Origin of the sequence: Paenibacillus solanacearum, from assembly GCF_910593845.1 — a bacterium.
Lineage (GTDB): Bacteria > Bacillota > Bacilli > Paenibacillales > NBRC-103111 > Paenibacillus_G > Paenibacillus_G solanacearum.
In genome coordinates this window covers 25,470-42,955 of the sequence record NZ_CAJVAS010000024.1, presented here as the reverse complement: position 1 = coordinate 42,955, position 17,486 = coordinate 25,470, and the positions used below count along the sequence as shown (strand labels likewise).

Below are 17,486 nucleotides of genomic sequence, written 5' to 3'. Positions count from 1 at the left end.
CCAATGATTATGAAACGACCAGAATGCTGCTGCAATAGCCTACGTATTCGACAGTAATTTTATGAGCAGGAGTGACGAAACGATGCTTAAACGATTTTTATTTATTATTACTTTAGTATTACTTGTAGCAGGGATCTCCCCCGCTTATGCGGCTTCTTTTGACAATTGGAAAATAGGAAGTCCGCTGCCTACAGGCAACAACCTCTACAGCTCGGCCTATGGTCCGGGCAAGCATATAGCGGTAGGAGATTATGGTACGATCATCACATCCAGTGATGGAGCAAACTGGACAAGTCCCGACTCAGGTACCACCCAGGCTCTATACGGTGTTACATACGGCCCTGGCCTTTATGTCGCAGTGGGCACTGGAAGTACGGTCCTCACCTCCATTGATGCCGAGAGCTGGACGAGTCACAAGGCGGCGGGCAATGTCGGGTTTCAAGCAGTCGCATACGGGAACGGAGTGTATGTGGCGGTTGGGGGCGGTGGCGTGATCCAAACCTCCGCTAACGGCACGGGTTGGACAAGTCGCACCTCGAATGTGACCGGAGTGCTTAGAAGCGTCGCCTATGGCGTCGTCAACGGCGTCGGCAAGTTTGTAGCGGTGGGAGCAAATGGAACGATCCTCACCTCTACGGATGGAATAGGGTGGACGAAACGTGACTCGGGTACTACGACCCAGCTCTTTTATGGCGTCACCTATGGTAACGACTTATATATTGCGGTAGGCCACGGCGGAATGATTGTGACTTCCACGGATGGCGAGACCTGGAGCGGCAGCAGTATGCCAGGAATGACAGTTACTCTCAATAGCGTCACCTATGGCACTGGCACGTACGTAGTCGCCGGCAGAGGAGGAACCCTATTGACTTCCACGGACGGCAAGACCTGGATGAAGCAGACATCGAGTACCACGGAGGGCTTTAATAGGGTCTCCTACGGAAACGGAGTTTATTTGGCTGTGGGGGATTTGGGCACTGTAGCAACCTCCAGTGACAGTTCGGCAGAGGTCTGGGTAACCCACAGTTCGGGCACGAGCTCCTCGCTTTATGGTATCGCGCACGGAAACGATAAGTATGTGGCAGTGGGAATGACTGGGACAATCATGAACCTTGTGGAAGGGGGTTCCACCTGGCAGCGCGTTTCTTCAACTACGACGCAGACTCTTTATGGCGTCACTTACGCGAACGGCCGCTATGTTGCAGTCGGAAACGGGGGAGTAGTTGTGACCTCCAATGACGGAGTGAACTGGACAAGCAAAACATGGGGCTCAACAAATTCTTTCAGGGGTGTTGCCTACGGCAACAGCACTTATGTTGCAGTCGGGACCACCGACACGGTCATAACCTCTAATGACGGCACTAGCTGGCAGATGAACTCTAGCTATACGAATGGATATAGGGGTGTCGTCTACGGGAAAAACATGTTTGTCGCGGTGGGAATTAACGGTACGATCAGCACGTCTAGTGACGGTGTCAGTTGGATAAGCCGTTCGTCGGGCACTATGGCTAATCTATTTAGCGTGTCATACGGGAACGGCATCTTTGTTGCTACTGGGACCGGCGGAACGATTGTAACCTCCAGTGACGCAATAACCTGGAAGAGCCCCACATCAAATTCTACGGTACTGCTTATTGGCTCCACTTACGGCGATGGTTATCATTTAGCTGTTGGATCCGACGGATCGACTGTAAGCTCCATGGACGGAGTGAACTGGACTAACAGTACGACCGTCCCTTCGATTATGCTTAATGCCGTCGCGTATGGCAAAGGCATGTTTGTGACAGCAGGAAACTCAGGCATCATTTTGCACCATAAAACACCGCCGCGGAACAGCACGATTAACCCGACGACCGCGAACTTTGATAAGTATGCTGCGGCGACGGATTACGCAGATGTTGCGGTGTCGATGAGCCTGAATGGCAATTCGCTGGATAGCGTCAAGAACGGCGCAGCTACGTTAGTTTCGGGCACCGACTACACAGAGTCAGGCAGTAGCGTGACGATCAAGAAGGAATACTTAGCAACACAAGCGGCTGGCTTGGTGAACCTGACGTTCAAGTTCAGCGCAGGTGCGGATCAGACGCTGGCTGTAACGGTGAGCGATACGACGCCGCAGAACAGCGCGATTAACCCGACGACTGCGAACTTTGATAAGTATGCAGCGGCGGCGGATTACGTGGATGTTACGGTATCGATGACGTTGAATGGCAATACGCTCGCTAGCATCAAAAACGGCACGGCGACGCTGGTTTCGGGCACCGACTATACGGTGAGTGGCAGCTCGGTGACGATTAAGAAAGAATACTTGGCTGCTCAAGCGGCTGGGTTGGTGAACTTGACGTTCAAGTTCAGCGCAGGTGCGGATCAGACGCTGGCTGTTACGGTGAGTGATTCGACGCCACAGAACAGCACAATCAACCCGACGACTGCGAACTTTGATAAGTATGCAGCGGCGGCGGATTACGTGGATGTTACGGTATCGATGAGCCTGAATGGCAATTCGCTGGATAGCGTCAAGAACGGCACGGCGACGCTGGTTTCGGGCACCGACTATACGGTGAGTGGCAGCTCGGTGACGATTAAGAAAGAATACTTGGCTGCTCAAGCGGCTGGGTTGGTGAACTTGACGTTCAAGTTCAGCGCAGGTGCGGATCAGACGCTGGCTGTTACGGTGAGTGATTCGACGCCACAGAACAGCACAATCAACCCGACGACTGCGAACTTTGATAAGTACGCTGCGGCGACGGATTACGCAGATGTTGTAGTGTCGATGACGCTGAACGGCAATACGCTCGCTAGCATCAAAAACGGCGCGGCGACGCTGGATTCGGGCACCGACTATACGGTGAGTGGCAGCACGGTGACGATTAGGAAAGAATACCTGGCGACTCAAACCGCTGGCCTAGTGAACCTGACGTTCAAGTTCAGCGCAGGCGCGGATCAGACGTTCGCTATTACGGTGAGTGATACGACGCCACAGAACAGCACGATTAATCCGACGACCGCGAACTTTGATAAGTATGCTGTTGCGACGGATTACGCAGATATTGTAGTGTCGATGACACTGAACGGCAATTCGCTGGATAGTATCAAGAATGGTGCCGCGACGCTGGATTCGGGCACCGACTATACGGTGAGTGGCGGCTCGGTGACGATTAAGAAAGAATACTTGGCTGCTCAAGCGGCTGGGTTAGTGAACTTGACGTTCAAGTTCAGCGCAGGTGCGGATCAGACGCTGGCTGTTACGGTGAGTGATTCGACACCGCAGAACAGCACGATCAACCCGGCGACTGCGAACTTCGATAAGTATGCTGCGGCAACGGATTACGTGGATGTTGTAGTGTCGATGGCGCTGAACGGCAATACGCTCGCTAGCATCAAGAACGGCTCGACGACGCTAATCTCGGGCACCGACTACACGGAATCAGGCAGCAGCGTGACAATCAAGAAAGAATATTTGGCGACTCAGGCGGCTGGCTTGGTGAACCTGACGTTCAAGTTCAGCGCAGGCGTGGATCAGACGTTCGCTATTACGGTGAGTGATACGACGCCGCAGAACAGCACAATCAACCTGGCGACTGCGAACTTTGATAAGTATGCTGCGGCGACGGATTACGCAGATGTTGTAGTGTCGATGACGCTGAACGGCAATACGCTCGCTAGCATCAAGAATAGTGCCGCGACGCTGGATTCGGGCACCGACTATACGGTGAGTGGCAGCACGGTGACGATTAGGAAAGAATACCTGGCGACTCAAACCGCTGGCCTAGTGAACCTGACGTTCAAGTTCAGCGCAGGAGCGGATCAGACGCTGGTCGTTACGGTGAGTGATTCGACGCCGCAGAACAGCACAATCAACCCGACGACCGCGAACTTTGATAAGTACGCAGCGGCGACCGATTACGCAGATGTTGCGGTATCCATCACGTTGAACGGCAATACGCTCGCTAGCATCAAGAATAGTGCCGCGACGCTGGATTCGGGCACCGACTATACGGTGAGTGGCAGCTCGGTGACGATTAAGAAGGAATACTTGGCTGCTCAGGTAGCTGGCTTGACGAACCTGACGTTCAAGTTCAGCGCAGGTGCGGACCAGACGCTGGCTGTAACGGTGAGTGATACGACGCCGCAGAACAGCACGATCAACCCGACGACTGCGAACTTTGATAAGTACGCAGCGGCGACCGATTACGCAGATGTTGCGGTATCGATGACGCTGAATGGCAATTCCCTGGATAGCATCAAGAATGGTGCCGCGACGCTAATCTCGGGCACCGACTACACGGTGAGTGGCAGCACGGTGACGATTAAGAAGGAATACTTGGCTGCTCAAGTGGCTGGCCTGGTTAACCTGACGTTCAAGTTCAGCGCAGGAGCGGATCAGACGCTGGCTGTAACGGTGAGCGACTCAACTCCTCAACATTCAGTACCATCGGCTCCAACTGACTTGAGAGCAACTATGGGTGACAGCCAAGTTCATCTAAGCTGGAGCAGCGTGGTGCAGGCCACTTACTATAATATCTACATGAGCAACGAAAGCGGCTCTTATGGCGGAACTCCGACAGCGACCGTTTTCGGTACAATGAGCACACAAACGGGCTTAATAAACGGCAGCACCTACTACTTTGTGGTGAAGGCCGGCAATTCCGTAGGTGAAAGCGTATATTCCCAAGAGGTCAGCGCTATTCCAACGGCGGAAATCCTTCCGTCTTTGACCTCGGTTACTATGGTCAGCATGAACCCGAACGCGGCCTTTGCCAAAACCGGCGATACCGTTACGCTGACATTTACTGCGGATACGGCGATGGGCGGCATTCCGACGGCAACGATTGCAGGTCGAACCGCTAACGTTAGTGCTCCAGGAAATCATACCTACGTCGCTTCCTACACGTTTGACGGAAGTGAAAACGAAGGCATCATACTTTTTACCATTGATTTTACGAGTGTTACAGGAATCCAAGGAACGCAGGTAACGGGTACAACTGACAACCGCACCGTACTTTTTGACAAAACCGAGCCGACAGGCAGCTTGAGTATTAACGGAGGAGCAGCCTCGACTCATTCGGCTTCCGTTAATTTAACCGTAACGAGTGACGATGGTTCTGGAGCTGGCAGCATTCAGATGCGCTTCTCTCATGATAATGCGACTTGGAGCGCGTGGGAGGCCTCAACCCTGACCAAAGCTTGGACGCTTGTCCCAGGTGATGGATCGAAAACCGTCTACATGCAATTGATGGACGCGGCGGGCAATATGACGACATCCATCATCTCGGCTTTCATACAGCTGCAGCATTCGTACGAGTCAATAGGCTCTGACAGCAGTTCATCTTCGCCAGCAGAAACCATATCCGTCAATGTGAATAATGGCAAAACCGGCGATAGCTGGCTCGTCTCCACTACGATTATTCAGCGAACAACCGATGCGGAGGGGCGCAAAAAAGATGAATTGACATTTACGGCTCAAGAAGCGGCGAAAGCAGTCGAAAAGCTAGCGGCAACCGGCTCCAGTCTGGCAAAAATCGTCATTCCGGATTCCAACGATGAAGTCCATGAGTTGAAAGCGACCTTACCGGTGGTATCGACTGAATTACTGGCAAAAGCAAACGTAAGCCTCGAGCTTGCTACCCGTAATTCGCGTATTATCATCCCGCCCGCTTCGCTGCAAGGTATGGAGCAAGACATGTATTTCCGTATCGTACCGATCAAAGAGGAGAGCGAGCGCAACGAAGTCGAGCAGCGGGTGAAATTGGAACAGCTTATGCGCCAAGTTGCCGGCAGCAACAATGTCGAAATTATAGGCCGACCGATGACCATCGAAACGAACATGCAGAACCGTGAAGTGGAGCTTGTACTTCCCCTCGGAAATACAACGCTCAATGAAACACAGCTCAAAAACTTAGGCATTTTCATTGAACATAGCGATGGAACAAAAGAATGGCTTCCAGGGCAAATCGTTTCGTACGATGATAGCGAAAAAAACGGTATCCGCTTTAAAGTAAATAAATTCAGCACGTTTACGATTGTTCATATCGAAGGCTTGCAGCAACCGACATCGGATCAGCCAAAACTAGTCCATAACGCATATATGAATGGATACGCCGATGGAACGTTCGGAGCTAACAACCCGATTAAACGTGCTGAGATGGCGACGATTCTCTCTCGCGTTTTAACCAAAGAAAAGAAGTATCCGGCACTATCTTTCACCGATGTCACACTCACTCACTGGGCGAAAGAGAGCATTCATCAAGCTGCTGAGATGGGTGTGATGAACGGCTATCCAGATGGCAGCTTCAAGCCGGAAGCGTCAATCACTCGCGGCGAGATGGCGGCTATTGCAGCCCGTCTGATAGACAACGAAGAAAAAAGTGACAACGGAAGCTTTCTTGATATCGACGGACACTGGGCGCAAGCTATGATCGAAAAAGCAAAAGCAGGGGGAATCATAAACGGATATGAGGACGAAACGTTCCGTCCCGAACAAACGTTGACCCGAGCTGAAGCTGTTACGATGATGAACAAGATCTTGGGCAGGGGGCCATTACTCGGTGCAGCATCCAACTGGAAAGACGTTTCCGAGAAGCACTGGGCACACGATCAGATTCAGGAAGCTTCCTTGGATCATCATTATGAGAAAACGACAATTGGCGAAAAATATGTTCCGGTAAATTAATCTAAAAAAACAGTAGAACTAGGTCAAATTAAAACACCTTTAAGTTGAAAGTACGAGTGTTGTAAAATACTTGTACAACTTGGAGGTGTTTTTACAATATGTTGCTAAAGAGATATTCAGAAGTTTCGATTGATAAAATTCATAAGTACAAGGAAGGGTTCACATCTTATCAGTTTTCGCAAGTCATCTTACGGAATGCGCCAATAGATGTTGCAACAGAAGTATCTGTTGTACAGTATTACGTTTCGAGGGGGGCAGTCAATGAACAAAACAGATCGTTTGTTGGCCATCGTGCTGGAGCTGCAAGGCAGACAAGTGGTACGTGCCGAGGATTTGGCGGCACGATTTGAAACCAGCGTAAGGACCATCTATCGCGACATTCAGGCGCTCAGCGAAGCAGGCGTGCCGATTATAGGCACTACAGGCACAGGGTATTCTTTAATGGAGGGATATTTTCTACCTCCGATCAGTTTTACAATAGAGGAAGCCGTGACCTTGCTCATAGGAACAGAATTTATCGAGCAACGATTTGATGATGATTATCGTGATAGAGCTCATGTGGCTAGGAGGAAAATCGAGGTCACTCTATCAGACGGTGTCCGCAGTGAGACCTCCCGTATACGCAAGTCGCTGCGATTGCTCGCTCCTGGCAAACAAGCAGCTCTGTCTAACGAAAGGGAAAATCTCGATAAGATCCGCCGAGCTCTACTAGATGGGCGAAAGATCAGATTTCATTATTCAAAAAAAATTACGGATTCGACGGGGAGCCGCCATAGCGAACGTACCGCCGCCCCCTATGGCCTTGTACTCGTTGAAGGGTCTTGGATGCTTGTGGCCCGGTGTGATCTACGCCAAGACATCCGCCATTTCCGGTTGTCCCGAATGGCTGAACTTATCGAACTGGACGAACGGTTCGAACTCCCGGCGCATTTTGACTTAAGGGAATATACCCCTTTAGATGATCGCCACTTGCGAGTCCGACTTCGATTTAACCATGACATTGCAGATAAGGTGAAGGAATCGAACTACCATTACATAGAGGATATGAAAGAGCATCAAGATGGATTGGATGTGGTCTTACGCGTTCGTCAGCTGGATGAATTGCTGCAATGGGTGCTTGGCTGGGGAGCGGGCGTAATCGTGTTGGAACCCGAATCACTCCGAAATCGGATTCGTGAGGAAGCCCAAAAAATTGTAAACCGCTACTGACATAACGTTGTCAGTAGCGGTTTTTTATAATTGGACATGTAAATGTAAAGGAGATAAGTAAAAAGTATGTTTTGCAACGGCTGTAGGACACAGGCAAACCTATTAATAGGAAGGATGATATCTTGTGAATTTCGCTTCTGTACGCATCATTACTGATGACGTGGATCGTCTCGTCGCGTTCTATGAGAAAGTCATGGGGGTTTCGGCGGAGCGACCCGCGCCTGTATTTGCCGAACTCGTTGCGCCATCATGCACTCTTGCAATCGGCCACTCCCAGACTGCGCAGCTATTCGGCGCCGGTTCCGTAATGGGAGCCAATAATCGCACTGTCATTATTGAATTTCGTGTCGACGATGTTGAGGCCGAATATGTGCGCTTGAAGCCATTTGTCGATCATTGGGTAAAGGAACCGACTACGATGCCGTGGGGGAACCGTTCTATGCTGTTCCGCGATCCCGACGGAAACCTTCTGAACCTCTTCGAGCCGGTGACAGAGGATGCGATTAAACGGTTTAGAGGTAGACATTGACGGGTAGTAAAGGATGGTCTTCAAACTTACTCAGGTCACGTTAAAGCCCTTGCTGCGTATATAATCGGTTATGCCGGTGAGCGGAAGTTTCATTTTCAGCAAGTCGATATGCTTCCGCGACCAACCGGTGTCGCGATTGTTGGCGCCGCGGGCTAGGTAGTAGCGGTTCATGTCGCGGTCGTAAGCTTGAACGCGTTCGCGCTGCTCAGTCTCGGACGCGTAACGGTTCTCGAAATAGACGGCTTCCAAGGGGAGGCGGGGTTTTACGTCCGGCTGCTGGTCGGGCACGCCGACGGCGATGCCGAAGAGCGGAATGACGTACTGGGGCAGACCCAGCATGCGGTCAAGCCGGTTGATGTCCTTGTTGATCGCGCCCATAATGACGGCGCCGAGTCCGAGCGACTCCGCGGCAAGTACAGCGTTCTGGGCTGCGAGCGCAGCGTCGATAACGGCGATTTGATAAAAAGCGGTGCTCTCCATCATCATTTTCATATCCAATTTCTCCTGCTCGGTGCCCATGACCGTCAACCGTTGAAGGTCCGCGCAGAAAATGAACAGATGCCCGTTCTCCCCCATATACGGCGTCTTCGTGATCTCGCGCAGCTCGTATTTCAATGCGGGATCGGTAAGACCGATAATCGAATAAGCTTGCATGAAGCTGGAGGAAGAGGCCATTTGGGCGGCACGGACGATGGTTTCGATCTGGGAGGGGGCCAGCGTATCGTTCGTAAACTTGCGTATCGAGCGATGGTTCATGATGGTTGCCACCACTGGATTCGTCATGAAGGGGGATTGCGTCGTCATAAGGCGGTCACTCCTTATTTTATGGTTTCTTGGAAACAATATAGCATGACAAATGGAGTGAGTCAATATTGTTTCTTGGAAATAATATTTACGGGCAGGAGTTGGATTGCTATACTTAGAAGCATAAGAATCGGATGAAAGGCGGCGCGGAAGGATGAAGCAGGTTCACGACGAACGGTTGCTGCAGGAAGTGTTTGAAGCATTTACGCAATTTGCGGCGAAAATACAGCAGGATGACGACGAAGAGAAAGCTTGGCTGCTGGCGCAATGCTCGGATCCCCAGGTACAGTCCGTATTGCGCGAGATGACGCCTACGATGCTCCATGTTCTGGATGCGATCGGCAAGATCGGCCGGGCGAACGGCAGCATGTTGTCTAGCCGGTTCGGCCTGCTGAAGGGTACCGTCTCTAAGTTGACGAAGCGCCTTGCAGCGCACGGTCTGATCGTGACCGAGACGATTCCAGGGAACAAGAAGGAATTGCATTTTGCGATTACGCCTCAGGGCGAGAAGATCTACAAGCTTCACAAACAGCTTGACGAGCGCATTCGGATCGGCGCTTCACGGTTCATGGCAGACTATACGGAGGAGCAGTTGATGTTCGTCCGGGATTTCATGCATAAGCTGGTTGCCAACTCGTTTCTTCAATTTGAAGAATAGCCGACGGCCTCGAGCTGGAACAAGAAGAGCAAATCGCAGATATGGATAAGCGGGAGCTTGTATTAGCCATGATGATTCCTTGAAGAAGTCATGATCAATGATTCACTCCATAGCGTGAACTATGCAAATCAGGAAGTTACTTGCGAACATCAGACAAAATCCGGTTAAAATAATAACAAAAAACGACGGCTACGATATTAGCCGCTAACAGCATATAAAGCCCCCGAAAGTGCTCTAAATGCAAGATACTTAAATGAATGAGCAGGAGTTCGCCCCCAAAAAGTAGCAAGGGAATCGAAGCGAGGATTGCCCAATGAAATCTGTAAAAACAAACGACTGCAATGATTAGACTCTGTGCCTGAAGGATAAGAATAAGCGTAAATAAACTATCCCTTGCTGGTTCGCTGAAGAAGCCGCATGTAATCCGAAATAAATCAAACATGAGAGGAACGGCAAAGAAGTGTGCTTGTAGGCCGTAGCTTGCACACTGCAGCGTGATGATTCGAACAAGGCGTGAAGAGGCTTGCATCAGCCATTTGATCCATACTTTTCCTATATAGAAAAAAATACATACGCCTACTAAGGTATAAACGGGATTCCACCAGTTGAGTTTATAAATTCCAAGTGCGATGAACAGATACTCGATGCCCATAAACATGACGGAGAAAAAAACCATCCAAGCAAATCCGAGATGGAAAGCAGCGATAAACACAGCAACGACAGGGACATAAAACCCTTGAGAAAGGTATGTTCCAAATGCCTGGTCGTACCAGGGGATATCCCATATTCGGGGATAATATTCATAGCTCCGAAAACAAAGAAAAATTACAAAATCCAACATATACGCCAGCGTAGTCATGAATAAATAAAACGCCACAAGTTTCAGATCCTTTTTACGCCAAAACGTATAGGCGAGAAGAAGAATGCTCAGGATCGCAAGTATAATAAACCAGAAAGCCGTTGCAGGGATATCATGTCTTAACTGAAGTGGCATCGCATTCAATAGGATATCATACCTTTCACATATGAACTCGACTACATAACTCCTATTTTTAACAAAAGGCAGCATATCTATAATTGATAACATGCCATCATCATACATCGGCGTATTGTGGACTTATCTGATCACGATTCAGCGTATCGAACCTCTTCTAATATTTTTAGATTATTAACTCGTGATATACTTTAAGTGAAAGAGGTGGAATGCGTGGCAAGACGACGAATTTACATGCAACTGTCAGATGGGCAAAACGAAGAAATGAGCTCAGGTCATATACCACTGGATCGGGAACGGATACTGGGTACGGCTCTTGGGGTATTGAATGATGTTGGATTAAAGGATCTAAGCATGAAGAAGATAGCGGATAAATTACAGGTGAAAACAGCCTCTTTATATTATCACGTCAAAGACAAGGAAGAATTAATGCAGCTTCTTTCGGATCGAATATGCAGAGGCATGGTGTGGCCTGAGTCATCCTTGGCTTGGGAAGAACAAATCTTTCAGTGGGCTGAGCAATTTCGGCGGGTCCTGCTTTCCCACAGAGATGCGGTTGAATTGTTTACGCAGACGATTGCGAGAGGCGTGGACAGACTAACGCAGATAGAAAAGTTATATGAGCTGCTTGTCTTGGCCGGGTTCTCAGATTCCCATATTCCATGGACCGCATCTCTATTCAAAAATTACGTGCTTGGTTTTGTAGCTGATAATGTTCGAATTATGGCTATTGCAAGTGGTCAATTTACTTCTTCTGACGATATGAGCGAGCAGTATGAGCAGTTTTATCGCCAGCTGCCTGAAGAGAAATTCCCGAATACGATTCGGTTAGCTCCTTATACAACGAGACCCGATTGGGAGAAGGAATTTCAATTTGGTTTGAGAGTGTTAATAGACGGTTTGGCTGACAAGCGAAAACAGGAATAACTTGCCGTTACAGAGAATACAGGTGCGCCACCTCGTTTCTGGTGTATAATGCAAGAAGTGACTTCCGCATCGACGGTGGTATGACAAAGGAGATTTTATGACATTTGAACAATTGAAACTGAGTCCCCCCATTCTTAAAGCGTTGGCCAAGGAAAATTATACACAGCCCACTCCCATACAGGAGCAGGCGATTCCGCCGGTGCTGGCGGGCCGTGATTTGTTCGGCTGCGCTCAGACGGGGACCGGCAAGACAGCGGCGTTCTTGCTGCCAATTATCCAACTACTGAGCGCGCAGCAGGGACGACCGAGCGGCAAGCGCGTCATTCGATCGCTGATCCTGACGCCTACGCGAGAGCTGGCCATTCAGATATCCGACAACTTTAGATCGTACGGACGTTTCTTGAATCTGCGAAGTGCCGTGATTTTGGGCGGCGTCCCGCAAAAAGCACAGGAGCAGGCGCTGGAGCAAGGCATGGATATACTGATCGCGACGCCGGGCCGACTCATCGACCTGATGAACCAAGGGTTCGCCGATCTGCGTCACGTGCAGATTCTCGTGCTGGACGAAGCAGACCGCATGCTGGATATGGGCTTCATTCATGACATGAGAAGGATCATTGCCAAGCTGCCTGCCAAACGACAGACGCTGTTCTTTTCCGCGACAATGCCGCCCGAGATTACGTCTCTGGTAGACTCACTGCTGACGAATCCAATGAAAATCGAAATTACGCCCGTTTCCTCGACGGCGGAGCGGATCAAACAGACACTCTACTTTGTGGACAAGCCGAATAAGCTGCCGCTGTTGATCGATCTGCTGCAAGACCCGTCGATCGAGAGCGCGCTTGTGTTCACGCGCACGAAGCATGGCGCGGATCGGCTGGTGAGAGGCTTGACGAAGGCGAAGATTACCGCGCAGGCGATTCACGGCGACAAGTCGCAGAACGCGCGCCAAGCTGCGCTGAATAACTTCAAGCAAGGTGTGACTCGCATGCTGGTGGCGACAGACATTGCAGCCCGGGGCATCGACATCGAGGAGCTGTCGCACGTCATTAACTACAATTTGCCGAATATTCCGGAGACGTATGTACATCGGATCGGCCGCACCGGACGAGCGGGATTAAGCGGAATCGCGATTTCGTTTTGCGAGTACGAAGAGATTCCTTATCTGAAAGATATCGAGAAGCTGATCAAGCAGAATATTCCGGTGATCGGGGATCATCCGTATCCGATGACAATGAAGGAGTCGACTCCGACAGCTGTTAGGGAGACCAAAACCAGCGTCACCTCTTCCGAGGGTAGTGTCACCCGCGGCGCTCGCAAGGGCACTAATCGAAACGACGCTGCCGGCAGAAAAGAAACCTCCGAAGGTCCCGGCCGCCGCTGGAAACGGCGCTCCTAAATCAACGTAAGGACAAGTTTTCCAATAGAGGAATTAATAATAATGGAGTGAATGTACATGATACAAATAACGATTCCAACACCGGATGTTACCATACACAAACAGAAAGACCCGGAGGCAAGCAATATTTATGGGTTTACGGATTTTCACCTGATTTCAAGAGATAAAGCGGGGATTTTTATGTTTTACAATGATCGGAATGAACTTCTGTTCGTTGGCAAAGCACGCAAGATAAGACCCCGAATCAAAAAACATTTTGAAGATACAGTATCTGTCATGAAAGACCACAGGGAAGAGGTTTCCAAAATCGAGATTTGCATTGTCGAGGACCCCGTTCATAGAGAAATTTATGAAACATTCATTATTAACGAACTCAAGGCCAAATACAATGTAGATAAAGTGCTATACAAATAAGGATAAACGATACGTAAAACATATGTGGACCTCTCCTAATCGGGCTCTTTGCTAATTAGTGAGAGGTCCTCTTTGCGCATTTTTAGCCGTTATAGTGTGTAAGGAGAACCGGACGACAAGTGACGCTGATTTGAACTATTTACGATACAAACAAGGCGCTTGCCGCTACTAGGTCAAGTGTCCCTACATAAGCTGATAAGAAAGGCTTATGCCATGAACAGGGATGTGTAAAGTGGATGACACCACACCGGAAAAAGACAGGTACACGATTAACCGGAAGAATCGTATTTCCGGGCAATCCGTCATATCATGCGGCCAGAATGGAGTTCAATAGGCGATTTTCCAAATTTCCAAAGGTTATTGTTTTTTGTAGGCGAACTCAGGATGTGATCAACGCAGTCAAGTGGGCTCGTGAGCAGGGTGTACGACTGCGCGTGCGCAGTGGGCGGCACAGCTATGAAGGTTTTTCGGCTGTAAATGGCGGAATTATTATCGATGTAAGCGCGATGAATAAGGTTAAGGTGGATCGAAAAAATAGGGTGGCCATTGTACAGGCGGGAAATCCGCTTGCCCGTGTGTACAAAAAGCTGTGGAATAAGCGCGTGACACTTCCGGCTGGGACTGCGCCCGACGTTGGCGTAGCCGGGCTTACCCTGGGAGGCGGGATTGGACTTCTGTCCCGCAAATATGGACTAACGTGCGATAACTTGAAACAAGTGAAGATGGTCGTAGCTTCGGGGCGGTATGGAGCAAAGACGATTGTGGCAAACAGGAGGAAACATTCCGATCTATTGTGGGCTTCACGAGGTGGCGGGGGAGGAAACTTTGGCGTTGCTATAGCCTATACTTTTCGGGTTAGACCCATTTCAACGGTTTCTATATACCGCGTCACTTGGAAATGGGGTGACTTGGAGAAGGTGTTACCGGTCTGGCAGCGCTGGGCCCCGTCGGTTACGAACCGCTTAACCTCAACCATTGAGGTGGCCGCTAAGAAGGTGGGAACGATTGAATCTACCGGGCAATTACTTGGCGGTGCAGAGGAGCTGCGTCGACTGATTAGACCGCTCTTGCGAGCAGGCACTCCGGTGAAGGTGCTGGTGAAGACCGTGCCCTTTATTAAAGCAACCCAATTTTTTGCCGAAACGGACCTAAACTTGGAGCCGAAGTTTAAAATCAGCGGGGCTTACGGGTTTCAACCATTGCCTCGTGAAGGAGTACGAATGATACGCGACTTTTTATCCAAAGCACCCAACAGGCATTCTACCGTGTGGAGTCAAAGCTTAGGTGGTGCGGGAAGCGCGGTGAGTCGAGTATCGCCTACTGCAACGGCTTATCCTCATCGGAAGGCTGAGACAATCTACGAACTGTCAGCACGCTGGAGGAACAACGGGGAGCAGCGGCGGAATATTCAGTGGGTGAAAAGGTTCCGCAGAGCGCTAAGTCCTTTTGTTAAGGGGGATTATGTGAACTTTCCCGATTTGCTGATTAAGAACTGGCCCAAAGCGTATTATGGCGTGAACTTTGGCAGATTGAAGCAGGTGAAACGAAAGTACGATCCACATAATGTGTTTCGTTTTGCGCAGAGTATTCCAGTGGGGAAACAGTCTAGGCATTCGTATTCCCAGCCAGATCGCCGAAAAGATTGCCGTCAGCCAAGGTTCGGAGGTTGACTTAATTGTGGGTGATGATCATTCGCTCATCATAATACCCAAAAAGAAAAAGCCGACATTGGAAGAATTGTTGGCCCAATGCAAGCCGGAAAATCGCCACGATGCAATGGATTTTGGTGTAGAAGGGAAGGAATTGCTTTAAATGAGTGCAGATCGAGGAGATCTAGTATGGATCAGCTTTAATCCCCAAGCGGGTCATGAGCAAGCCGGTAGAAGATCTGCAATCGTACTTTCACCAAAAGCGTTCAATGAAACGACGGGTTTTGTTTCTGTTTAACGGGGTCATTTTAACGGATCAGATCAAAAATCTTGATTGGCGGGCTAAACGCGTTGATGTTGTCGGAAAAGCGCCGGTTGAAGTTGTCAATGAGTGTTTAGATAAAATACACACATTTTTGTAGCGGGTCTCATTTAAGGGGCCGGCTTTTTTATTTTAAGCAAAAATAGCGTGCAAGGTCATCATTTGGAGATCTGCAATGGTACGGATCGGGTGAAAATGTTACTATTTAGGAATACTAACACCGAATAATTATTTTCAGAGAGCAGGTTAATGTTTAAATGACAGTTCAAAACAAACAACGTTACCGCTTTAGCGAAGCGCCGATATGGAACATCCAGCGGAAGTATTATGAAGAAGAGGGCATGAAGGCGTGGAACAATGACCAAGTTCCTCAATATATCACGAGTAATCCGATGATCGCTACTGCATATGCAGAAATGATCTTTGGGTTTCTTCAAGATCGAGCCCATAAGGACCAATCCGAACCTGTATTCATTGTGGAGCTTGGAGCAGGAGCGGGACGTCTGGGTCACCATGTGCTGCAAGAGCTGTGTCAGTTGAGAGACTATGCGGGGATATCACTGCCTCCGTTCCGTTATATCATGACGGACTTGGTGATTAACAATGTTTTGGCTTGGAGGGAACATCCTGCGCTGCAATCTTTTATTGCCGAGGGGTTGTTGGATTTTGCACGATTTGATGCAGTGCATGATACAGTTCTGAACCTTGTTGAATCAGGCGTAACCATTAGTGAAGGAGATCTAAAACAACCGTTGATTATTGTCGCCAACTACTTCTTCGATAGCATCCCACAAGAATTACTTTACATTGGCGATGGGGAAATGTATGAAGCAGAAGTTTTTGTCGAATATCCCAAGGGTACGGATGTGCTTAAACCGTCAAAATGGTTAGATCAAATATCTTTAAATTATGAGTATCGGCGGGCGCCCGAGTACGAACAAGAAAACTACCCCTATCGGAATGTCATCGCCATGTATCAGGAAGAACTAGAAGATTCGCATATTTTATTTCCTGCCGCTGGATTAACTTGTTTGGAACGATTAAATCAGTTGTCTCAGGCGGGGTTCCTATTAATAACTGCAGACAAGGGAGATCACTTGCTTGATCAATGGAAATTTGCAGAACCGCCAGAGTTGATCTTGCACGGAAGCTTTTCCTTAACTGCGAACTACCATGCGATCCAGCATGTCTTTGAACAAAGGGGAGCCGCAGTATTATTTCCCCCCCATCATTATAAAAATATAAATGTTGGATGTATTTTCAATATAGACAAACCGATGGATTATGCCAATACAAGATTAGCTTATCGCCGAAGTATTGAACGCTTTGGTCCGGACGAATTTTTTAGTCTGAAGGAATGGGTAGATCTCAATCTTGAAAGCATGGGACTGCAGCAAATATTAAGTTTTTGGCGTTTGGGTAAATATGATGCGGAATTTTTGATTCAGAGTGCGAAGCAAATCTCTAGCCTACTGCCAGATGCGAACGATGAAGAAAAGCAGGATCTGTTGAGAGGCATGCAGTTGATGTGGTCATCGTACTACGTCATGGAGCAGCGTTATGATCTGGCGCTCGATGCTGGTTTGTTACTGTTCGAGATGGACTTATACGAAGAATCCAAAAACTTTTTAGAAATATCGTTACATCAAAGCCAAGATGAGGTCGAGTCAACCGTATATTATTGTCTATCCATTTGTTGTTTTGAGTTAGAGTTAGACGAAGAGGCGTTGAAATACATTAGAAAATTTTTAGAGCTTGAGCCTGACCATAAAGAGGCATTGGCTTTGTTAAGCCACTTTGAGTTGCAGCCAGATCTAACATAAAAGACAAGCGGCAGTCTGGAATGCATGAAGAGCGAAGGTATCCCAACTTCGGGCATCATGACCTTTATACCATTATGTAAACCGT

The 17,486-nt window shown here is 49.0% G+C and carries 12 protein-coding genes and 1 pseudogene; 11 read left to right on the top strand and 2 right to left on the bottom strand.

Going from position 1 to position 17,486, the window contains the following annotated elements:
• Positions 1-82 precede the first annotated feature (82 nt).
• The 3 genes from KXG62_RS34160 (at position 83) to KXG62_RS21915 (ending at position 8,411) form a co-directional block, all read left to right on the top strand.
• Complete coding sequence (locus KXG62_RS34160) at positions 83-6,673, top strand: X2-like carbohydrate binding domain-containing protein (protein ID WP_246627579.1); 6,591 nt, start codon at positions 83-85, stop codon at positions 6,671-6,673.
• A gap of 261 nt (positions 6,674-6,934) precedes the next feature.
• Positions 6,935-7,882, top strand: coding sequence for a helix-turn-helix transcriptional regulator (locus KXG62_RS21920; RefSeq protein WP_218094153.1), 948 nt, complete (start codon positions 6,935-6,937; stop codon positions 7,880-7,882).
• A gap of 124 nt (positions 7,883-8,006) precedes the next feature.
• Complete coding sequence (locus KXG62_RS21915; RefSeq protein WP_218094152.1) at positions 8,007-8,411, top strand: VOC family protein; 405 nt, start codon at positions 8,007-8,009, stop codon at positions 8,409-8,411.
• Positions 8,412-8,441: 30 nt separating this feature from the next.
• Here KXG62_RS21915 and nfsA read toward each other — a convergent pair whose 3' ends face one another.
• Positions 8,442-9,215, bottom strand: a complete 774-nt coding sequence (gene nfsA / locus KXG62_RS21910; RefSeq protein ID WP_246627578.1) for an oxygen-insensitive NADPH nitroreductase — start codon at positions 9,213-9,215, stop codon at positions 8,442-8,444.
• 154 nt (positions 9,216-9,369) lie between these two features.
• Here nfsA and KXG62_RS21905 point away from each other — a divergent pair, with 154 nt between their 5' ends.
• Complete coding sequence (locus KXG62_RS21905; RefSeq protein ID WP_218094151.1) at positions 9,370-9,873, top strand: MarR family transcriptional regulator; 504 nt, start codon at positions 9,370-9,372, stop codon at positions 9,871-9,873.
• Positions 9,874-10,009: 136 nt separating this feature from the next.
• On the opposite strand, the gene KXG62_RS21900 is transcribed toward KXG62_RS21905, so the two are convergent.
• Positions 10,010-10,876 (bottom strand): hypothetical protein, encoded by an 867-nt coding sequence (locus tag KXG62_RS21900; RefSeq protein ID WP_218094150.1) that lies wholly within the window; start codon positions 10,874-10,876, stop codon positions 10,010-10,012.
• 204 nt (positions 10,877-11,080) lie between these two features.
• Here KXG62_RS21900 and KXG62_RS21895 point away from each other — a divergent pair, with 204 nt between their 5' ends.
• The 7 genes and pseudogenes from KXG62_RS21895 (at position 11,081) to KXG62_RS21865 (ending at position 17,401) form a co-directional block, all read left to right on the top strand.
• On the top strand, positions 11,081-11,794 hold the full coding sequence (locus KXG62_RS21895) for a TetR/AcrR family transcriptional regulator C-terminal domain-containing protein (protein ID WP_218094149.1): 714 nt from the start codon (positions 11,081-11,083) through the stop codon (positions 11,792-11,794).
• 97 nt (positions 11,795-11,891) lie between these two features.
• A complete protein-coding gene (locus KXG62_RS21890; protein ID WP_218094148.1) occupies positions 11,892-13,193 on the top strand; it encodes a DEAD/DEAH box helicase in 1,302 nt (433 codons plus the stop codon).
• Positions 13,194-13,250: 57 nt separating this feature from the next.
• Complete coding sequence (locus KXG62_RS21885; RefSeq protein WP_218094147.1) at positions 13,251-13,607, top strand: nucleotide excision repair endonuclease; 357 nt, start codon at positions 13,251-13,253, stop codon at positions 13,605-13,607.
• Positions 13,608-13,843: 236 nt separating this feature from the next.
• The gene (locus KXG62_RS21880) at positions 13,844-15,277 is read left to right on the top strand and encodes an FAD-binding oxidoreductase (protein ID WP_246627577.1); all 1,434 of its coding nucleotides are present in this window, start codon (positions 13,844-13,846) and stop codon (positions 15,275-15,277) included.
• Positions 15,171-15,419 (top strand): AbrB/MazE/SpoVT family DNA-binding domain-containing protein, encoded by a 249-nt coding sequence (locus KXG62_RS21875; RefSeq protein ID WP_218094146.1) that lies wholly within the window; start codon positions 15,171-15,173, stop codon positions 15,417-15,419. Before KXG62_RS21880 ends, KXG62_RS21875 begins: the two co-directional genes overlap by 107 nt.
• Positions 15,420-15,678, top strand: a pseudogene (locus KXG62_RS21870) (type II toxin-antitoxin system PemK/MazF family toxin).
• A gap of 157 nt (positions 15,679-15,835) precedes the next feature.
• The gene (locus KXG62_RS21865) at positions 15,836-17,401 is read left to right on the top strand and encodes an SAM-dependent methyltransferase (RefSeq protein ID WP_218094145.1); all 1,566 of its coding nucleotides are present in this window, start codon (positions 15,836-15,838) and stop codon (positions 17,399-17,401) included.
• The last annotated feature ends 85 nt before the right edge of the window (positions 17,402-17,486 follow it).